The 15,451-nt window shown below is 64.3% G+C and carries 20 protein-coding genes; 9 read left to right on the top strand and 11 right to left on the bottom strand.

Going from position 1 to position 15,451, the window contains the following annotated elements; genetic code table 11:
- Position 1: 1 nt before the first annotated feature.
- Positions 2 to 1,663 (bottom strand): TPM domain-containing protein, encoded by a 1,662-nt coding sequence (locus ABIB29_RS16900; protein WP_354173961.1) that lies wholly within the window; start codon positions 1,661 to 1,663, stop codon positions 2 to 4.
- 293 nt (positions 1,664 to 1,956) lie between these two features.
- Here ABIB29_RS16900 and ABIB29_RS16905 point away from each other — a divergent pair, with 293 nt between their 5' ends.
- Positions 1,957 to 2,223, top strand: coding sequence for an SHOCT domain-containing protein (locus ABIB29_RS16905; RefSeq protein WP_354173962.1), 267 nt, complete (start codon positions 1,957 to 1,959; stop codon positions 2,221 to 2,223).
- A 460-nt stretch (positions 2,224 to 2,683) separates the two neighbouring features.
- Here the strand turns inward: ABIB29_RS16905 and ABIB29_RS16910 are convergent, their stop codons facing one another.
- The 4 genes from ABIB29_RS16910 to ABIB29_RS16925 form a co-directional block, all read right to left on the bottom strand.
- Positions 2,684 to 3,253, bottom strand: a complete 570-nt coding sequence (locus ABIB29_RS16910; protein WP_354173963.1) for a sulfocyanin-like copper-binding protein — start codon at positions 3,251 to 3,253, stop codon at positions 2,684 to 2,686.
- The gene (locus ABIB29_RS16915; protein ID WP_157239918.1) at positions 3,250 to 3,501 is read right to left on the bottom strand and encodes an SHOCT domain-containing protein; all 252 of its coding nucleotides are present in this window, start codon (positions 3,499 to 3,501) and stop codon (positions 3,250 to 3,252) included. The genes ABIB29_RS16910 and ABIB29_RS16915 overlap by 4 nt, the downstream gene beginning before the upstream one ends.
- Before the next feature lie 109 nt (positions 3,502 to 3,610).
- Positions 3,611 to 4,162 (bottom strand): GrpB family protein, encoded by a 552-nt coding sequence (locus tag ABIB29_RS16920; RefSeq protein WP_354173964.1) that lies wholly within the window; start codon positions 4,160 to 4,162, stop codon positions 3,611 to 3,613.
- A gap of 59 nt (positions 4,163 to 4,221) precedes the next feature.
- Entirely contained in the window at positions 4,222 to 4,404 is a 183-nt protein-coding gene (locus ABIB29_RS16925; RefSeq protein ID WP_354173965.1) for a hypothetical protein, read from the bottom strand.
- Between the two features lies 1 nt (position 4,405).
- On the opposite strand from ABIB29_RS16925, the gene ABIB29_RS16930 reads away from it, so the two are divergent.
- Positions 4,406 to 4,600, top strand: coding sequence for a DUF4190 domain-containing protein (locus ABIB29_RS16930; protein ID WP_354174007.1), 195 nt, complete (start codon positions 4,406 to 4,408; stop codon positions 4,598 to 4,600).
- Positions 4,601 to 4,742: 142 nt separating this feature from the next.
- Positions 4,743 to 5,054 carry a DNA-processing protein DprA gene (locus ABIB29_RS19985; RefSeq protein WP_502915638.1) on the top strand — a complete coding sequence of 104 codons (312 nt, stop codon included), beginning with the start codon at positions 4,743 to 4,745 and terminating at the stop codon, positions 5,052 to 5,054.
- A 370-nt stretch (positions 5,055 to 5,424) separates the two neighbouring features.
- Here ABIB29_RS19985 and ABIB29_RS16940 read toward each other — a convergent pair whose 3' ends face one another.
- Positions 5,425 to 6,069 (bottom strand): hypothetical protein, encoded by a 645-nt coding sequence (locus tag ABIB29_RS16940; RefSeq protein ID WP_354173966.1) that lies wholly within the window; start codon positions 6,067 to 6,069, stop codon positions 5,425 to 5,427.
- Between the two features lie 756 nt (positions 6,070 to 6,825).
- Between ABIB29_RS16940 and ABIB29_RS16945 the strand changes: the two genes are divergently transcribed.
- A complete protein-coding gene (locus ABIB29_RS16945) occupies positions 6,826 to 7,110 on the top strand; it encodes an alpha/beta hydrolase (RefSeq protein ID WP_354173967.1) in 285 nt (94 codons plus the stop codon).
- A gap of 106 nt (positions 7,111 to 7,216) precedes the next feature.
- A complete protein-coding gene (locus ABIB29_RS16950; RefSeq protein WP_354173968.1) occupies positions 7,217 to 7,597 on the top strand; it encodes an LLM class flavin-dependent oxidoreductase in 381 nt (126 codons plus the stop codon).
- Positions 7,598 to 8,519: 922 nt separating this feature from the next.
- Here ABIB29_RS16950 and ABIB29_RS16955 read toward each other — a convergent pair.
- The gene (locus tag ABIB29_RS16955) at positions 8,520 to 9,335 is read right to left on the bottom strand and encodes a hypothetical protein (RefSeq protein WP_354173969.1); all 816 of its coding nucleotides are present in this window, start codon (positions 9,333 to 9,335) and stop codon (positions 8,520 to 8,522) included.
- A 63-nt stretch (positions 9,336 to 9,398) separates the two neighbouring features.
- Here ABIB29_RS16955 and ABIB29_RS16960 point away from each other — a divergent pair, with 63 nt between their 5' ends.
- Complete coding sequence (locus ABIB29_RS16960) at positions 9,399 to 10,430, top strand: NADPH:quinone reductase (protein WP_354173970.1); 1,032 nt, start codon at positions 9,399 to 9,401, stop codon at positions 10,428 to 10,430.
- Between the two features lie 1,050 nt (positions 10,431 to 11,480).
- Here the strand turns inward: ABIB29_RS16960 and ABIB29_RS16965 are convergent.
- The 3 genes from ABIB29_RS16965 to ABIB29_RS16975 are packed head-to-tail and all read right to left on the bottom strand — an operon-like array spanning position 11,481 to position 13,519.
- Positions 11,481 to 12,248: an SCO1664 family protein gene (locus tag ABIB29_RS16965; RefSeq protein ID WP_354173971.1), complete on the bottom strand. Its 768-nt coding sequence runs from the start codon at positions 12,246 to 12,248 to the stop codon at positions 11,481 to 11,483.
- Positions 12,248 to 12,802 (bottom strand): DUF3090 domain-containing protein, encoded by a 555-nt coding sequence (locus tag ABIB29_RS16970; protein WP_354173972.1) that lies wholly within the window; start codon positions 12,800 to 12,802, stop codon positions 12,248 to 12,250. The genes ABIB29_RS16965 and ABIB29_RS16970 overlap by 1 nt, the downstream gene beginning before the upstream one ends.
- Before the next feature lie 24 nt (positions 12,803 to 12,826).
- Positions 12,827 to 13,519 carry an MSMEG_4193 family putative phosphomutase gene (locus ABIB29_RS16975; RefSeq protein ID WP_354173973.1) on the bottom strand — a complete coding sequence of 231 codons (693 nt, stop codon included), beginning with the start codon at positions 13,517 to 13,519 and terminating at the stop codon, positions 12,827 to 12,829.
- 32 nt (positions 13,520 to 13,551) lie between these two features.
- Here ABIB29_RS16975 and ABIB29_RS16980 point away from each other — a divergent pair, with 32 nt between their 5' ends.
- Together ABIB29_RS16980 and ABIB29_RS16985 are read left to right on the top strand one after the other, a co-directional pair.
- On the top strand, positions 13,552 to 13,932 hold the full coding sequence (locus ABIB29_RS16980; protein ID WP_354173974.1) for a 2Fe-2S iron-sulfur cluster-binding protein: 381 nt from the start codon (positions 13,552 to 13,554) through the stop codon (positions 13,930 to 13,932).
- A 257-nt stretch (positions 13,933 to 14,189) separates the two neighbouring features.
- The gene (locus ABIB29_RS16985) at positions 14,190 to 14,312 is read left to right on the top strand and encodes a hypothetical protein (RefSeq protein WP_354173975.1); all 123 of its coding nucleotides are present in this window, start codon (positions 14,190 to 14,192) and stop codon (positions 14,310 to 14,312) included.
- Between the two features lie 2 nt (positions 14,313 to 14,314).
- Here the strand turns inward: ABIB29_RS16985 and ABIB29_RS16990 are convergent, their stop codons facing one another.
- On the bottom strand, positions 14,315 to 14,704 hold the full coding sequence (locus ABIB29_RS16990) for a LysR substrate-binding domain-containing protein (RefSeq protein WP_354173976.1): 390 nt from the start codon (positions 14,702 to 14,704) through the stop codon (positions 14,315 to 14,317).
- Positions 14,705 to 14,981: 277 nt separating this feature from the next.
- Here ABIB29_RS16990 and ABIB29_RS16995 point away from each other — a divergent pair, with 277 nt between their 5' ends.
- Positions 14,982 to 15,164: a hypothetical protein gene (locus ABIB29_RS16995; protein WP_354173977.1), complete on the top strand. Its 183-nt coding sequence runs from the start codon at positions 14,982 to 14,984 to the stop codon at positions 15,162 to 15,164.
- Positions 15,165 to 15,451 lie beyond the last annotated feature (287 nt).

The following is a 15,451-nucleotide window of genomic DNA, read 5'->3' on the forward strand; positions in this document are numbered from 1 at the left end:
ATCAGAAACCGCCGCCGCTCCCTGTGTCTCCATCCCAGCCGGCGCCGTTACTGGAATCGCCTCCGCGTCCGCCGCCCAGTATCGAATCGATCAGAATCCCGCCCAGAACGGCACCGCCGAGACCCCCTCCGCACCCGCGGCCACCGAACATGCCGCCGCCGTAACCGCGGTTGTCCATGCCGCCGAAATCCTGCACATCCGACCGGGCGAGCTCTGCCGCGCGGGACGCCAGAGCGCCGGCCTGCTGCGCGTAGTTCAGCGCCGTTTCAGGATCCGTCTGCTGGATGGAGAGCGCGGTGTCCAGATTGCGTTGCGCCTCAGCCAAGCGCTTCCTGGCTTCGGGCCCGACGCCGCCGCGGCGGGCGGCAATGTAGTCCGAGGCAGCCGAGGCCCGGGCCTGTGCATTCATGATGGCCTGCTGGAGGGCCTGCCCGGCGCGCCGGGCCTGGACCTCTTGGTTCCGGATCCCGGAGAGGGCCTGATCCAGGCCTTGGAGCGCCGCTTCCACGCGCTGTAGCGCGGCGATCGGGTCGATCCTTCCGTGGTGCAGCTGCTGTTGCACCTGGCTCAGGACCGCCTCGAGGACTGCGACGGGACCGGCGAGGTCGGTGTGCTGGCCGGCCGCCATGGTGGCCTTGGCCCGGGCGAGGTCCTGGGCGGCGTCCTCCACCGCGCGGTCGAGATTGGTCCGGGCGGCGTCAAGGTCGCGCGAGAGCTTTCCGATGGCGTCAACCAGCACGTTGGTCTGGTGCAGGCTTTCTTCGGCAGCGCGGACAGCGACGGCCGTGGCGCCCGGGTCAGGCTCCGTGAGCTTCTGCTGTGCCGTCTGCGCGGCGGTGTCTAGAAATTTCAACCGTTCCCGGGCCTGGGCGATGTTGTCCGAGACCGGGCCGACCGCCGCATCGGAGTACCGTTCGCGAAGCCCGGTCATGGCCTGCTCCGCGTCCGCTACCTTGGCCGCTGCCTCTACGCTTCCGGCCCGGAGCAGTTCGAGTGCCCGTGGTGCGTTCTTTTCGAGTTCACGCAGGGAATCGAAGGAGGCTTTCTGTTCGGCCAGGGCCTGGTTGGCCGACTCGCAGCGACTGATGATCTCGGTGTACCAGCCCCGCTGCTGCTCCTCGGAGGCCGGGACCGCGTCGTCGAGCTGCTGTTGGAGCCTGAAGGACTCGCTCAGATTCGCCTTGGCGTCGGTGAGGGCCTTCGCGAAGGGCACAACGGAGACGTCCCCGAACTGGGCCTGCGCAAATCCTGCTTCCTGCTCGCTGGAGCGCACGGCGTCATCGGCCGCTATCAGCAGCGACACGGCCCGTTGCTTCAGCTCCGGAAGGCTCAACGCCGCTGGCTGATCGCCCGGGCCGCCGTCGCGTGGATCTATCCCCGGTTTTTCCGTCTGTGTCCCCGGGCCGGTAATCAGCGCCAAGCGGTCGCGGTATTCCTGCGTGCCCAGCTCGCCGCCGGCGTATCGCTGATCGAGGATCCGACGTGCGTTGCTCCTGCCCGCGGCGGCGTTACGGTTCTGCCCCGGTGCTGATCCTGTTCCTCTTCGGCGGGTGCCACCGGACAATGCCCGTGCCGCGAGAGCCGCCACTAGAACGGCGACAGTGACCGGGATCAACCAGAAAAACCAGGACACGTCTATGCCGAACCCTTGCCCACCCATCATGGGTGCCTCCTTCAACCGACCCTACTCCGCAGCCGTCTGGTTTCAGCCTACGCCAACATACCCCTGGGGGTGTATCCCGAACTCTGGCCTCGGGCGGCGCCCTGATCGGATCCGAGTGGATATATGACCGCTGCGCCCAAGGGCAGTTCTCGGACAATTCCTCAAATGCGGCCGCGCGGGCCTCTGAGGTCAGTCAACGCGGGGCTCTGTGCCGTTGTCCCGCCGGATGGTACGTTTCGTAAGAGCCGATACGGCAGGGATTCCCGGCAGGGCCGTGAAAGGACGTACGGACCATGATGGGTGGCGGGTTCGGCATGGGCTGGTGGTGGATCATAGGTCTGCTGGTGGCCATTGGCCTCATCTGGGTCATGATCCGCGGCGTCCGCGCCGCCGGCGGGAATAGCGGGCAGAACAACGGTCGCGATCCTCGGGACACGGACATTGGGGCCGCCGAGACCCCCGAGAGTGCCAGCGGGATCCTCGCAGAGCGATACTCGCGCGGTGAAATGAGCGCACAGGAGTATCAGGAACGTCTCCGCATCCTCCGCGAGGGCCCGTAGCGACGCGGGACACCCCCTTCGGCGGGTACTCCGGCCGGCTTCCCGTCCTGCGCGGCATCCTTCCCCGGCCGGAGGGAAGCATCGCCAACCCGTCAACAAGGCCCTCGGCTGAGCCAGACATCCCGTGAATAATCCCACCGGCACCGCACGGCGGCCGGCAGGAGTCTTCGGAACGGTCACTCACCGGGCCCGTCCATATCCAGCGTAACCCGTCCCTGCTTGACCAGAGAGGCGCCGTAGGGGCGCTGGGGCAGCCGAGGTTCTCGTACCGGATATTGGCGGGTCCAACAAGCCGCCGAGGGTCTCGAAGGCTTTACGGAGCTCAGCAAAGCTTTCGGCGGACGTGTCATCTCCGAGGATGGTTCGGGTTTGTTGTTGAGCGGCCAGGCGGTCCGCGATGGACGAGCTCGCCGACCTTGGCGGCGGAGAAGGTCCTCGCCTTCTGATGCGTACCGGCCGGTTAGGTGACGGTGAGCTGTGTATACATCCCTGCCCCGTAGTGGCCCGGCAGATTGCAGAACAGCTCATATCGCCCGGGCGGCAGGTCAAGTGTGATCCATCCGGCCGCGGACGGGAGGATGCCGCTACCTTCGCCTTCGGCGCAGGTAGCGGCGGCCTCGGCCAGGCTGCCGGTCTCGTCGATTTTCCCGTCCCGGCCGACCGGACGGGTCCCTGCGATCTGGGGTTCCGCCAGCGGGACGATCATCATTTCGTGAGGGATATTGCCGGCGTTGGTGACCAGGAAGGACACCTCACCGCGCGTCACGGTGGCCCGGTCGGCGGTCAGTTGCATGCTGCCCCGCATCATGTCCGCGCCGCCCATCATGGAGCCTCCCATGTCAGTCGCCGCGACATTGATGACGGTGCCGGCGAGGCTCGGCGCCGTGCACCGGGAGGATCCAGGGACCCAATAGCCGCCCGGCGCCGCCCCGCCGTTCATAAATACTATGGCCGTCATGGACAGGGCCGTCAGGAAAAGGGCCGCGATGGCACCGAGCAGGATCTGCCCTTTGTGCGACAGGGTTTTCACGGCTTCCTTCTCAGAACGGCGCGGCGTTCGTTGAACTCGGTTGCGTCGATTTCCCCGCGGGCGAAGCGTTCGTTGAGGATCCGCTCAGGGTCATCGTGAGGGGGCCCATAGGATCGCCAGGCGCCGGGCTGTCCACCGCGGATCAGGAGAATCACCACCGTCACAACGCCTCCCCAGAACAGCAGCATCATCAGCGCCATGGCCACCCAGCCGCCAATGCCCCCGTCGCCGTACCATCCGTACATCATGCCCGGACCTCCTTTTTCGGTATTTGTGACTGCTGCTTGCTTACACCTTTGCCTGTTGAGCGTCCAGCGAACAGGGTCCTTGGTCAGGGAGAGGTCTGCGGTCCACTTGCTAGGCGGCCGCGCCTGCCCCGACCGGCAGGCCGCCGAGGCGCCATTCGAGCATTCCCTCGTGCAGCCGCCGGGCCCGGCGGCCGGCTGCGTGCAGCAGGTCCACGGCTTCGTAGGCCAGGACGCAGTAGGCGCCGCGGCAGTAGGCCAGGACGCAGTAGGCGCCGCGGCAGTAGGCCAGGACGCAGTAGGCGCCGCGGCAGTAGGCCACGATCTCCCGGTCCGCAGGCGTCCCTGGATCTGGACAAGGTGAACGACAATCTCTTCTGTTACTCCTGTTGGGCAGGCTGAACCAGGCGTGTCCTTCTCTGTGGCCCTCGCAGTCGAATCCATCCGCGCTGAGCAGGTCCATTGCGGTCGACCATTGGCGTAGGTTCACGCCGACCAGTACGTCGACAACGTCCTTGGCAGGAAGATCCGGAATGGACGTCGAACTTATGTGCTCGACCTCCGCATCCGGCAACAGGGAAGCCAGCCTTCCGCGCACGACCTCGAGTCTTGCTGCCCATCCCTGTGGGTCAGCAGGGACAAGTTCGATGCTGTCGGATTCCATAATCGCTTCAGCGTCTACTGCACTGATTTCGGGTTGGGAGCCGTCCGGACAGGAGGTATTCAATCGGAGTGGTGCTGGGCGGAGGTCTCCTGTGAGGGTGCGTCGTTGCGACGCTGGCGGCGCACCACGAGCCACTGGGCGATGGTGATCACTGCGACCACGACAACGGTGATCACTATGGTGAGCGGATCCGATTGGGCCTTCACGAGCAGGAACGGCAGCAGCACGGCGGTGTCGAGCACAATGGCCGTCCATGGGGTTCTCGCTGTATTTGCAGTGGGGGCGGGACACGTTGCCCTCCATCAGATCCGTCTAAGAGGCGAACGAGGCCGCGGGCTAGCCATTGCTGCCCTGGTCGTTGGGTATGGCATAGCCACGCTGGCATTGATCAACACTCTGGGGTTCATACCGACCGCGGTCCAGCAGATCTCCATGTAGTACTGAGGCTGACGAGTAGTACTGAGGCTGACGAGCCTGTCCTCCAGCCTTGACCCTATTTCCTCGGGACTACGGCGAGGACCGTCCCGTAGGGCGTTCCCCTTGTGGGCACGGCCGCCGTGCAGACGACTTTGAACAATCCGTGCAGCTGATTTCGAAAAACGACACGTTGGACCAGGATCTTCGGTGCAATGAGTTTTGCCCGCGGGGGAACTGCCGCACCCTCGACGCCGGGATCCCCGCCACGTCCGGGTGCGCAGCGTTGACCGGCTCACGCGACAGCACCAGCTACGGAGTAGCCGTCACCGGCGACATGGCCTATGGGCTGGCCCAGCGTGGATGCTGCGTCATCTCAGGCATGGCCTACGGCGTCGACGCGCACGCGCCGTGCCGCGCTGGCGGGAAGCCGAGGCAACGGGCCGGCGACCATCGCGGTGCTAGCCGGAGGACTTGACCGGGATTACCCGTAAAGGAACGCGGACCTCGCGGCCGGGATCCGCGCCAACGGACTGACGCTCTCGAACGGACCTAGCCGATAGTTGCCGGTAGAAGGAATGATCCACTGGGATTCAGTTGAATCGTTCCCTCTACCGGTCCGTCGTCATGCCCTGGTGCGCCGCTCGAGTTGGTCAGCAGTATGGCGGGTTAAAGGAGTCTCCTTTGGACTTTCAATGGCCATTGACCGCAGCGCTAAAGCACTCACCAAATCTGCCTGATTCTTGCAACTTGATTTGACTCGGCAATTAGAGGTGACGTCCAGGGATCAGGGGGCAACGTGTAACAACATCGAGCCTTCACCGTTCCTCGAGACCTTCGGTTTTTCTTTACGGTATGGAGACGAATGAGCTGGCCATGTCGGTGAACTCGACTTCTCGAAAGTCCCGGATTTCGAAGTACGGGAGGCCAACCATATATAACCGTCTCCCGCTGTACCACGTGTGCTGAAAGAGAATATTTCCCCCCCAAGCTTTGCCTGAGGAAGCAGTATCGTTGAATCTGTAAGGGGACCACTTGAAGTTGGGCCAAGTCACTGAAAAGAACTTGGAGCCACCTCCAAAGTTCGCGTCTCGATAGAGTAGAGCTGAACCTATACCCCCAATCCGATGGTACTCATCCACGCGTTTACGGTGTGATTCTTCCTCTAGCCCTTCGAGATCAAGCCCCAATAGTTCATCGGTTTTGCTGCGGGAGTGTTGAAGCAGAAAGTATTCCACTGTCGTGTCGGGGTTGGAAATTACTTCCTCCCGAGCAATCTCCATTCTCTTTTCCGCCGCCTTCAGGCGTTCTCCCAAAGTTGGATCCGCCTTTGATACAACCTCCAGGCTTTCCCTGACCGAAAGTTCTCGTATAATTTGTGGTTTTGAATCTCCTACTTGAAATGCAACGACGTTCTCTGAAGCATCATCTTCCACGATGACATCTCCTTCTCGGTTTCCTGCGATCTCATTTTTTTGATGGGTCGCATCCATAACTCCAGAGTGGATGGACCGAATTGAGCCAGTTGGCGTTGTGGCGTAGTCACCTCCTCGAGGGATCAGGACGACGAGTCCTACTGTCGAGGTATTGGGTGCCCGCATAGGGAACCGATTCAGAACATGGTGCGCCAGTCAAAACCAGACCTACGTCGATTACTTTTGTGCACACGAGTGGACGCCTGCTCTACTGCTTACGGGAAGGAGTCTGGCTCCGGAGGGCCGCGCGGCCAGCCGCCATCGGAAGGCAACCAAGTATCGCAACTTTCGACAAAAGCCGGAGTTATGCCACCTTGTCGACTCGGAAACTAAGCGCAATGGGGACATCAGGATGTCCGCTGCATCGGAAACGGTCGCGCGGATAGGGCGATGGTCGGACTAAAAAGGGTTTTGTACCTGTGAAAAAATTCATTCAGTTCCCCCCGTGGGCATCTCTGTGGAGAGTACCGAATTCTACTGAACACTGTCAATGCTGCGATGAGAGATATGTGAAGTGTCTCGAATTGTGAGTTAGATATTTGGTAAATCTCTGAAAGCAGCGCTCCGAGACGCGACCACGACCACGACCGCCGATGCGGTTCCCGATTCGGTCGCACTCTTACTGCATGGCTTCGGCTCTAACGAGCACGACTTGGGCTCACTGGGCTCCGCACTTGGGTTGGACCCGCCGCCCGGAGCAGTTGGCTAGCCATGAGCCCTCCCTGCGAGAACCCAATGGGCAGAATCCGGGTGCCGGGGGCGCGGTCTGAACGGGTGCCGGCCCCCGTAGTGCTGGGCGGATTCGTGCTGGGCGCACCGCAGCCGGGCGACGAGACACTGCGCGGCAGCCGACCAGCCCTGTTCTGGGGCCGAGGCTCAATCGACAGGGTCATCGCCCCCGCGGCGATTACCCGCAGCAGCGAGTACCTCCCGCAGCACACCTCATTGATTGAGCGGGTGTATCCAGGACTGGCACACGGGTTCAACACACCCAAGCTCGACGACGTACGCGACTTCCTCGCCATTGAGGTCGGTTCTCAAGCGGCAGCACGCGCATGAGCGCCACCGTCCCCTTTGAGATCGGCATTTTCACCTTTGGCGAACTCACCCGCAACGCTGAGGGGAAGCCGATGGATGCAGGTGCGCGCATCCGCGACATTCTCGAATGGGCGAGGGTGGCCTACGAGGCGGGACTGGACGTCTTTGGCGTCGGCGAGCATTACCGGGGGGACTTCGCGGTGTCCTCGCACCGGTCCTGCTGGCCGCAGCGGCCGCGCAGACCAAGAGAATCCGCCTGACCAGCACAGTCACCGTCCTCTCAAGTGCCGATCCGGTCCGGGTCTTCGAGGAGTTCGCAACGCTGGATCTCATCAGCGTCGGACGCGCCGAAATCACCGCCGGACGCGGCGCCTACCTGGAGTCGTTCCCGCTCTTTGGCCAGCCGCTGGAGCGGTACGACGAGTACTTCGAGGACCGGCTCGAGCTGCTGCTGCGGAGCCGCGACGAGACCCCGTCACCTGGAACGGAACTACCCGCCCCGCGTTGATGGATGCGGGAATCTGGCCGCGCCCGGCCCAGGCCGACCTGCCGATCTGGGCTGCGGTCGGCGGCACGCCTGCCTCGGCGGTGCGTGCCGGAAGGCTTGGGTTGCCTGTGCACCTGGCGATCCTCGGGCGCCCGAGGGGTTCGGACCCCTGGTCGAACTATATCGACGCTCGGCGGCACAGGCAGGCCAGACGCCGGGGCGGATCGGCGTGACCTCGCATTTTTACGTGGAGGAGACCTCGCAGGGGAGCGAAGGACACGTTCTTCCTGCACTATTCCTCTTACATCCAGCAGAACATGCCGCGCGCCGGGCGGCTCGATCGCGCAAGGCTTCGAGGCCTGGGCGGCCCCGTGCGGTGCGCTTTTCGCTGGCAGCCCGGCCGAAATCGTCGACAAGATCCTTTGGGAGCACGAGATCCTAGGCCATACCCGCTTCCTCGCCCAGGTCGGCCTAGCCGGTTTGTCGCCGTCGAAAACCCTGGAATCCATCGCGATGCTGGCGACCGAGGTGCTGCCTGCTGTCCGGGCGGCGGTGAAGCAATAGGGACACGCCCGCGGAGAAGTTCTTGCCGACGACATCGGTGACGACTTTCGGCTGTCCTGACGCCCACCGTCGGCATGTATGTCCCTACTTAGTGAAGCGGGGCATCCTCGGCGGTAGCTCACGGTTTGCGCCGGCCCTGCCCGACGTGGCGGCCTCGCCGCTGTGATGTTTACGCTGGCCAGGCCTTGTTGCATCCCTCAGAGTCGATCGCGGACCCCGCTGCGGAGTCGTTACGTCGGGCAGACTGGTACCGGCAGGGCACTAGGGGACGAAGACGAAAATCGCTGGCCTCCCGTTCATCTCGGGTGATCGCGTATTCGACGTCAACGTGCTCCTCGCTCGGCACGGACGCCGGCAAATTCGAACTATCAGAGGCTGATCAGCCCTTGGCGATCGGCAGCACCAGCATGTAGCCGGCCGGCATATCGCTGCTCCAGCGTCGCGGCTCGCGGACGATGAACTGCGTCGCCAGTTGTCCGGGGGTGAGCAGGGCGTTGGGCGCGGGGGACGTTCCCCACTGGTCGTCGCCGTACGGGTAGAGCGGATCCTGGACACGGATGCCGGTGACCGGGAACTCCGGGAACTGGTCGGGATCGCCGAGTGACTCGAAGCCGCTCATCACCCATACGTGGCGGCCGCGCCACATGACCAGCCCGACCGGCCGATCCGTGTCGGCAATGGCTCGGGCCGCGGTCTGCAGCGCTTCCTCATAGTCGGCGACGCTCACGACGGCGTACGGGCCCATCCCGACCTCGGTTAGCACCTCCGCCCAACCCAAGGGGTTGGCACCGTTGAACGAGTTGAAGGACCGTGCCCGGGCCATCTCCCACAGCTCCCCCTGCTGGACGCGATCGGTCCACGTGCCGGCCCCGGTGTCGTCGATGAGGTTGTGCATTATCTGGATGCTCGCCGCCACACACCAGTCAAAGGTGTACTGCGGCACGAAGTCGCCCTCCTGGTAGAGGTTGAGGGCGAACGCCTGGGGCGCCGGGGGCGGCGTGAGAACCGGCGTCGGGGTGGGGGACGGGGGCCGGTGAGGAGCGGGGACGCCATCGCGTGCGGCCGGCGGGGCCGAGTAGGAGGTCTGGATCGGTGGAACGGCGGCCTCATCGAGTCTGACCGTAGGTGTACAGGCCGAGAGGAGGGTCGCCAGGATGACGAACCAGACCAGAAGACGGAGCGGGGCACCGATCATGATCGATCCAGTTTATCGCGACACGGCGGGAATTTTCGGTCCAGACCGGCGTTAGGTCTGAATATGAAAGCAATCGTGTACCGTGCCACGGGTGATCCGTCTGTTCTCGAACTCGTCGACCGCGAGATCCGCGACCCGGGGCGCGGGGAGGTGCGCGTGCGGATCATGGTCTCTGCGGTGAACCCCACCGACTGGAAATCGCGCCGCGGTGCCAGACCGGGCGAGCCCTTGCCCTTCGCGGAGGTCGTGCCGAACCAAGACGGCGCCGGAATGGTGGACGCCGTCGGACCCGGCGTCGAGCATCTCCACGTCGGTGACAGGGTCTGGGTGGCCTTGGCCGCCTACCAGCGCGCCGACGGCGGGACAGCCCAAGAGTTCGCCGTCCTGCCGGCCGAGCGGGTCTTTCTGCTGCCGGAGAATGCCGGGTTCGACCTCGGCGCAAGCCTGGGCGTTCCCGCGATCACCGCCCACAGGGCCCTGACCATCGCCGAGGACGGCCCGCGGCGGCTGCGCCCGGGAGCCTTGGACGGCAAGGTGGTTCTCGTTGCTGGAGGGGCCGGCGCCGTGGGCCATGCGGCGATCCAGCTCGCCAAGTGGGCCGGCGCCGTTGTGATCACGACCGTGAGTGGACCGGCGAAGGCTGCGCTGGCCACGGCCGCCGGCGCTGATCACGTCATCAATTACCGGGAAAGCCACGCGGCCGCGGAGATCCGCCGGATCGCTCCCGAGGGCGTCGACCAGATCGTGGAGGTGGCGCCTGCGCAGAACGCGGAACTCGACCTGGCAGTAATCCGCAACCGCGGCTCCATCGCGGTCTACGCCAACAACGGCGGCGATCAGGTGACCCTGGACGTGCGCAGGCACTTCAGCCTCAACGTCCGCTACCAGTTCGTGTTGCTCTATACCGTTGGCACGGCGGCGGTGCACGCCGCCGCCGAGGACATCAATGCGGCCATCGCCGACGGCGCCATTCCGGTCGGAGAGGCCGCAGGCCTGCCGCTGCATCGCTTTGACCTGGCTAACGCGGCTGCGGCCCACGCGGCAGTGGAAGCGAGCATCATCGGCAAGGTGCTGATCGATGTGTCAGCGAGCTAGCCGATAACGCCTCGGGTGCCTCGCGGGGGCAATCGCGCCGAACAGCCGCGGCGCTGAGCCGGCCGAGCAGTCCGGTCTGCGGACCGGTAGGTGACACTCCTACGATCGACGTGACCGACGGTCGGGTGTGGTCCTGGGGAGCACCACTGGAAGGGAAATTCACAGTGACTGAGCTGAAGCTAACACTCATCATCCTCGTCATCATTGTCGCCGCGGCAGTCGTCGGCGCCTTATTGGGTCAGCTCTTCGCGCGGTCAGGCCCACTATATTTGGTTCCGGTTGGACTCGGTGTCGGCATATCCATTCGCTTGATCGCACGGCATCTGGCGAGCAGACGGGCAAACTAGGCCGCGTTGCAATCTTCGCGTCTGCGGTGCACCTTGCTTTCACTCGGCGCCCAAATAGCTGCCATTGTGGAACCCGCTCTTGCTCCCAAGGCAGCAACGAATCGGGGACTACGGAAACGGCCCTGCCGGCTTCGGCAGAGACCTGCTGAGACTTTGGTGGGAACGTTCGTGTTCAACGAGGTCCATAGCCGAGATCACGTACTCGGGCGATTGTGCAAGCGTTCGGGATGCTTAGGGTCTTTGCCGCGTTCCCGCCAGTACTCATCCCGTTGCCACAACGAAAATCGGATCGCCCAGATGACGAAAATGATGGTGCCAACTGCAAGAACAGAGGTTTTTGCCCGAACCCCCGGCTCGGAGTCGATTGGGAAGAGGCTTGCACCGTACCGATGGCCGAGGTCGGTGCCATCGCCATCATTCCCTGATTGGAGCCTGACTCAGGCGAGTAAGCGGGGAGGCGGTTCTGAGGGTCTTCGCCCGGTCACGTGGCTCTCGACATTGCAGGCCATGAAGGGGATGAACGGAGGTGGAACCGATATGAAGAGCCTAGCGATCAAGAGCCCTGCGCGGCATGCCCAAGAGTCCCCAACAAGCGAGGGCCTGACCAGGCCGCCTGTGAAGTTGTGGGGGAGCAGGTGCAGGGTTTGGCTGTTGGGCCGCCATCAACGTGACACAGCCGGCGAAGCCCGTAGCCGTGATTCCCTTAGAACAGGGGCCAGGGCACCGCCGACATCTCACCGCTCGGAGCCGGAAACCGCCCTGCCAAGCTCAACCGGGCGCAGCGCGCGGCGAGCGATGCGATTTCTTCGGCGCTGAGCAAATCCGCCAGGTTTCGGCCCAGCCCACCGTGCAGTCCTTCGCTGACACGATCGATGCCGTCGCGTTCCTCAGCGGTCAGAGCGTCTCCGAGCCATCCCCACAGCACCGTGCGCAGCTTGTGGTCACGGTGAAAGGTGAGACCATGGTCCACGCCGTGCCGGTGGCCGTCCGTCATGGCAAGAATGTGGTCGCCTTTGCGGTCGGCGTTATTGACGACCAGGTCGAACACCGCCATGCGTCTGAGCGCCGGCGAGTCTTCGTGAACGAGGGCGACCATCCGTCCGTTCTCATCTCGTCCCTCAAGAACGTGTTTCCAGCCCGTCTCCGGCACGTCGTCCGTCGCGACCAGGTTCACGGCGCTTTGGGTGGGGTCTTGCTCCTGCCAGAGCTGCACCATTCCTTCGCCCATCGGACCATCGCGCAGCCAGGTGAGCGGTACGACGTCCCAGCCGAAGACCTGCGAGACCAGGTAGGCGGCCACCTCCCGGTGAGCCAGGGTGCCGTGGGGAAAATCCCACAGCGGACTTTCGCCTGCTATCGGCTTGTAGACGACCGCGACGTCGCCGATGCTGCCCAGAAATGTAGCGTTTGAAGCCGTCGTGATGCGGCCGGTGAGCGTCAGCTCGGTGGTCACTAGGTCCGGCGCTGGCATCAGACCTCGGGAAGGGCGCAGATGTGCCCGTCGGCGTCCATGGGGTAACCGCAGAGCGGGCACGTCGGACGCCCGGCGCCCACGATCTCACGGGTGCGCTTGGCGAACGCGCGGGCGGTGCCGACCGGCATTCGCACCAGCAGCATTTCGGGCTCGTTAGCGCCGTCCTCATCAAGGGATTCGTCGTTGTCATCAGCATCGACATCGGTGATGGGGTAGGCCTCTATTACGACCTGGGCCGTGGTTGGGTCCCACCCTAAGTTCATGGCGCCGGTGCGAAACTGCTCCTGAACGGCCTCGAGCTGGTCATTGTCGACAAGTTCAATGGGAGTACTCGTGGGAACGCTGAAGGGGTTGCCCTCGACGGTGATGAGCTGGTCGAGAATTTCGTCGATCTTCTCCGCGAGCAGAGCCGACTGCTGCTTCTCCAGGGCAATACTCACGATCTGCGTCCCTGCGCGTACCTGCAGGTAGAACGTGCGCGCCCCCGGAAGGCCAATGGTGCCAACGACGACCCGATCAGGCCAGGCAAACTCATGAACACGTGTAGGCATGTCAGTATTTTAGGCACATAAGGTTCATGGCGCCTTTTGCCCTGCACCGCCGCCCACCGGCGCATCGCCAGAGTGGATGCCGTTAGACAGCCACGACAGATCACCCGCGTCGGTGTTGGTCGCGTAGACGCTCGGCCGACTAGCGCCGTAGCGCACGATCGATATGGAGGCGGGGCCCACGTTAATACGCTGGAACAGGTCAAGGTGCATGCCGAGCGCGTCGGCGAGGATTGACTTGATGATGTCACCGTGACTCACCGCCACCCACACCGCCGCTGGCCCGTACTCGGCTTCGAAGGCTGCATCGTGGCGTCGAATCGCTGCCACAGACCGAGCCTGCATCGCGGCCATGGATTCACCGCCGGGAAAGACGACGGCGGACGGTTGCGACTGCACAACCGGCCACAAATCCTCGGTCGCGAGATCACTGAGCGTGCGGCCCTGCCACTGGCCGTAATCGCACTCGGTGAGATCGAGATCGACCGGCGCGTACGGCGTGCCAGCCTGGCGATCGAGGATGAGCTGGGCGGTCTGCTGACAACGCTCAAGAGGGCTCGACACCACCCCGACTACGGGCACGGCCGCGAGCCGGTCTCCGGTCAGAGCCGCCTGGTCGCGCCCGATCTGGTCCAGGCTGACGCCGACGGCCCGACCGGCCAGCAGTCCAGTGGCATTGGCTGTGGTGCGGCCGTGCCGCACGAGAATAACTGTCGCCATCCACCCAGCCTAACCACCCGCTCGACGGCGGTGTGAACCGCACCGGGTCGCGCGTCGAACAGGCAGACAAAGCACTGGCGGAACCTTTCCAGCACGCCGGCGCGCTCAAAGCCGCCAAGGCGGGCTCGGCACGCATTGACCAGCTCATGGCCGACGCAGCAAAACCGGAAGAACCGGCACAGCCAGAACTCCCGGCCGATAGATCCATCCTCGAAGTCTCCCAGGCGGCAGGGCTCCCTGCCCTCTCCTCCTGCAGCGAGGGGACCTGCGGCACCTCCGAAACGCCGGTTATCTCGGGCACCCCCGACCACCGTGACTCCATCCTGACGGACGACGAGAAGGTCAGCTGCGACAGCATGTTCATCTGCGTCTCCCGCTCCAAGGGTGGATGTGCGCTGAAGCTCGGGCTCTGAGCAGTGGGAATGAATAAGATCCAACACGGTGCCCCGGCACTTCCCTGGGGCATCAAGCGGAGCTTCATTAGCTATCTGTCCCGCCTGCCGGACGGCAGCGCGTCTTCCGAGGCGGGGGGCATCCATCGTCAGCGGGAGCTACTTCCAGTTTGAGCCCGACGGCGGCGGGCCGGCTGGGGGTGGCGGGGCGCATGCCGAGGTTCGCAAGTTCCGTGGCCAGGTCCGGCTCAGCGGCCGTCACGGCATGATGAGCCTGTTTGTGGCGGACCCGTGGCTCGAATTCACTGGCACCGGCCGCCGTCGAGCTCTTCAACGGCCGATACGAGGCCGGGGAGGAAATGGATCCCGTGTTCCTGGGCTCCACGGTGCCGGGGGAGTGAGGTTAGAGCGTGTCCGGGCCCGTCCTCATGGGTGCGCCCTTCGCGCGGGGACCCAGGAGCACGTCCGCGAAGGTCGCGGCAACCTCGGTCAGCTCACGCTGCGCACTCCACACCGCAACGGCGTGCAGCGGCGGGAGTGGCGGGTCCAGCTCGCGGGTGACCACGGTGGTCTTGGCGATCTGCTCGATCTCCGGGGGCATAATGCTGATGCCCATGTCGGCCGCTATGAGGGGCAGCGTGGTCTGCAGGCTCGTGACGGTCTTCAGCCTTGGCATGGAGAGGCCGTTCGCCAGCCAGTAGTCCAACAGCAGTTCGGTAATGCCCGGGACGCGGACGTTCGGCGACGGTAAAAGCCACGTCTCATCCATCAGGTCGACGTCGTCCTGGTACATGGTGCGCAGCCTGCGGTCCCTATGCAGCTCAACGAGCTCGGGAAATTCCCGATGGCGCTGCTCGTGGGCGGTGCCCTCGTCTCGACCTGCACACCCACCTCCGCCACGACATGGCCCCCGCCCTCGGGATGCCGACGCCTCCGACGGACGGGAACCGGATGCGCGCCGTGCTCGACTGGATGACTGCGGTGCTTAGCAACCAGACTGCGAAGTCCCCGGAATCCGGAACTGACGCCGGACTGACCCTCACGCTCACGGGCCCCGGCGGCGGAACTTGGTGGATCGACGCCAACGCCTCGCCGCAGCGGGCTCCCACGCCCCGGCAGCCCGCATTACCGCCCCGGCCATCTCATTCCCCAACTGGGGAACGCAGCGCTCCTCCTGGCGCGACGCCGACGTGGAGATCACAGGCGACATCGAGCTCGCCTCGCGCTACCTCGATACCGTCAACGTCATCTAAAGGTCGACCCCGGCCGGCCGACGTTCACCTGACAGCACAATCGCCCCCTGCAGCATCACCGCCGGAGCCCAAGGCATCAAGGAATTCCGTCAGGACCTTCGTGCCGGCATGAGACCAGAGCGGCTGGCGCCTGCGGCGGAAAGGGACTGATGTGACTTCCTCCCACAAGGAAGCATCCAACTACCTACTCCTGCGGAAGGACGGAATTCTTGGGTTAAAGGCCGGGCGTAAAGGCCGGGGCTTCCATGAAACGCAAGGTAAAAGTAAAGTCGCGGCATAGCCAGTGA

The sequence above is a fragment of the Arthrobacter sp. UYEF36 genome (assembly GCF_040547025.1).
GTDB lineage: Bacteria > Actinomycetota > Actinomycetes > Actinomycetales > Micrococcaceae > Arthrobacter.

Bases quoted from the DNA above. Each gene is read 5' to 3' on its own strand.
- ABIB29_RS16915 (WP_157239918.1), bottom strand. From the start codon at position 3,501: ATGATGTACGGATGGTACGGCGACGGGGGCATTGGCGGCTGGGTGGCC.
- ABIB29_RS16940 (WP_354173966.1), bottom strand. From the start codon at position 6,069: ATGGATGCGACCCATCAAAAAAATGAGATCGCAGGAAACCGAGAAGGA.
- ABIB29_RS16975 (WP_354173973.1), bottom strand. From the start codon at position 13,519: ATGGCGACAGTTATTCTCGTGCGGCACGGCCGCACCACAGCCAATGCC.
- ABIB29_RS16905 (WP_354173962.1), top strand. From the start codon at position 1,957: ATGATGGGTGGCGGGTTCGGCATGGGCTGGTGGTGGATCATAGGTCTG.
- ABIB29_RS16950 (WP_354173968.1), top strand. From the start codon at position 7,217: ATGGGCGAGGGTGGCCTACGAGGCGGGACTGGACGTCTTTGGCGTCGG.
- ABIB29_RS16920 (WP_354173964.1), bottom strand. From the start codon at position 4,162: ATGGAATCCGACAGCATCGAACTTGTCCCTGCTGACCCACAGGGATGG.
- ABIB29_RS16990 (WP_354173976.1), bottom strand. From the start codon at position 14,704: ATGTACCAGGACGACGTCGACCTGATGGATGAGACGTGGCTTTTACCG.
- ABIB29_RS16930 (WP_354174007.1), top strand. From the start codon at position 4,406: ATGGCCGTCCATGGGGTTCTCGCTGTATTTGCAGTGGGGGCGGGACAC.
- ABIB29_RS16955 (WP_354173969.1), bottom strand. From the start codon at position 9,335: ATGATCGGTGCCCCGCTCCGTCTTCTGGTCTGGTTCGTCATCCTGGCG.
- ABIB29_RS16970 (WP_354173972.1), bottom strand. From the start codon at position 12,802: ATGCCTACACGTGTTCATGAGTTTGCCTGGCCTGATCGGGTCGTCGTT.
- ABIB29_RS16960 (WP_354173970.1), top strand. From the start codon at position 9,399: ATGAAAGCAATCGTGTACCGTGCCACGGGTGATCCGTCTGTTCTCGAA.
- ABIB29_RS16900 (WP_354173961.1), bottom strand. From the start codon at position 1,663: ATGATGGGTGGGCAAGGGTTCGGCATAGACGTGTCCTGGTTTTTCTGG.
- ABIB29_RS16965 (WP_354173971.1), bottom strand. From the start codon at position 12,248: ATGCCAGCGCCGGACCTAGTGACCACCGAGCTGACGCTCACCGGCCGC.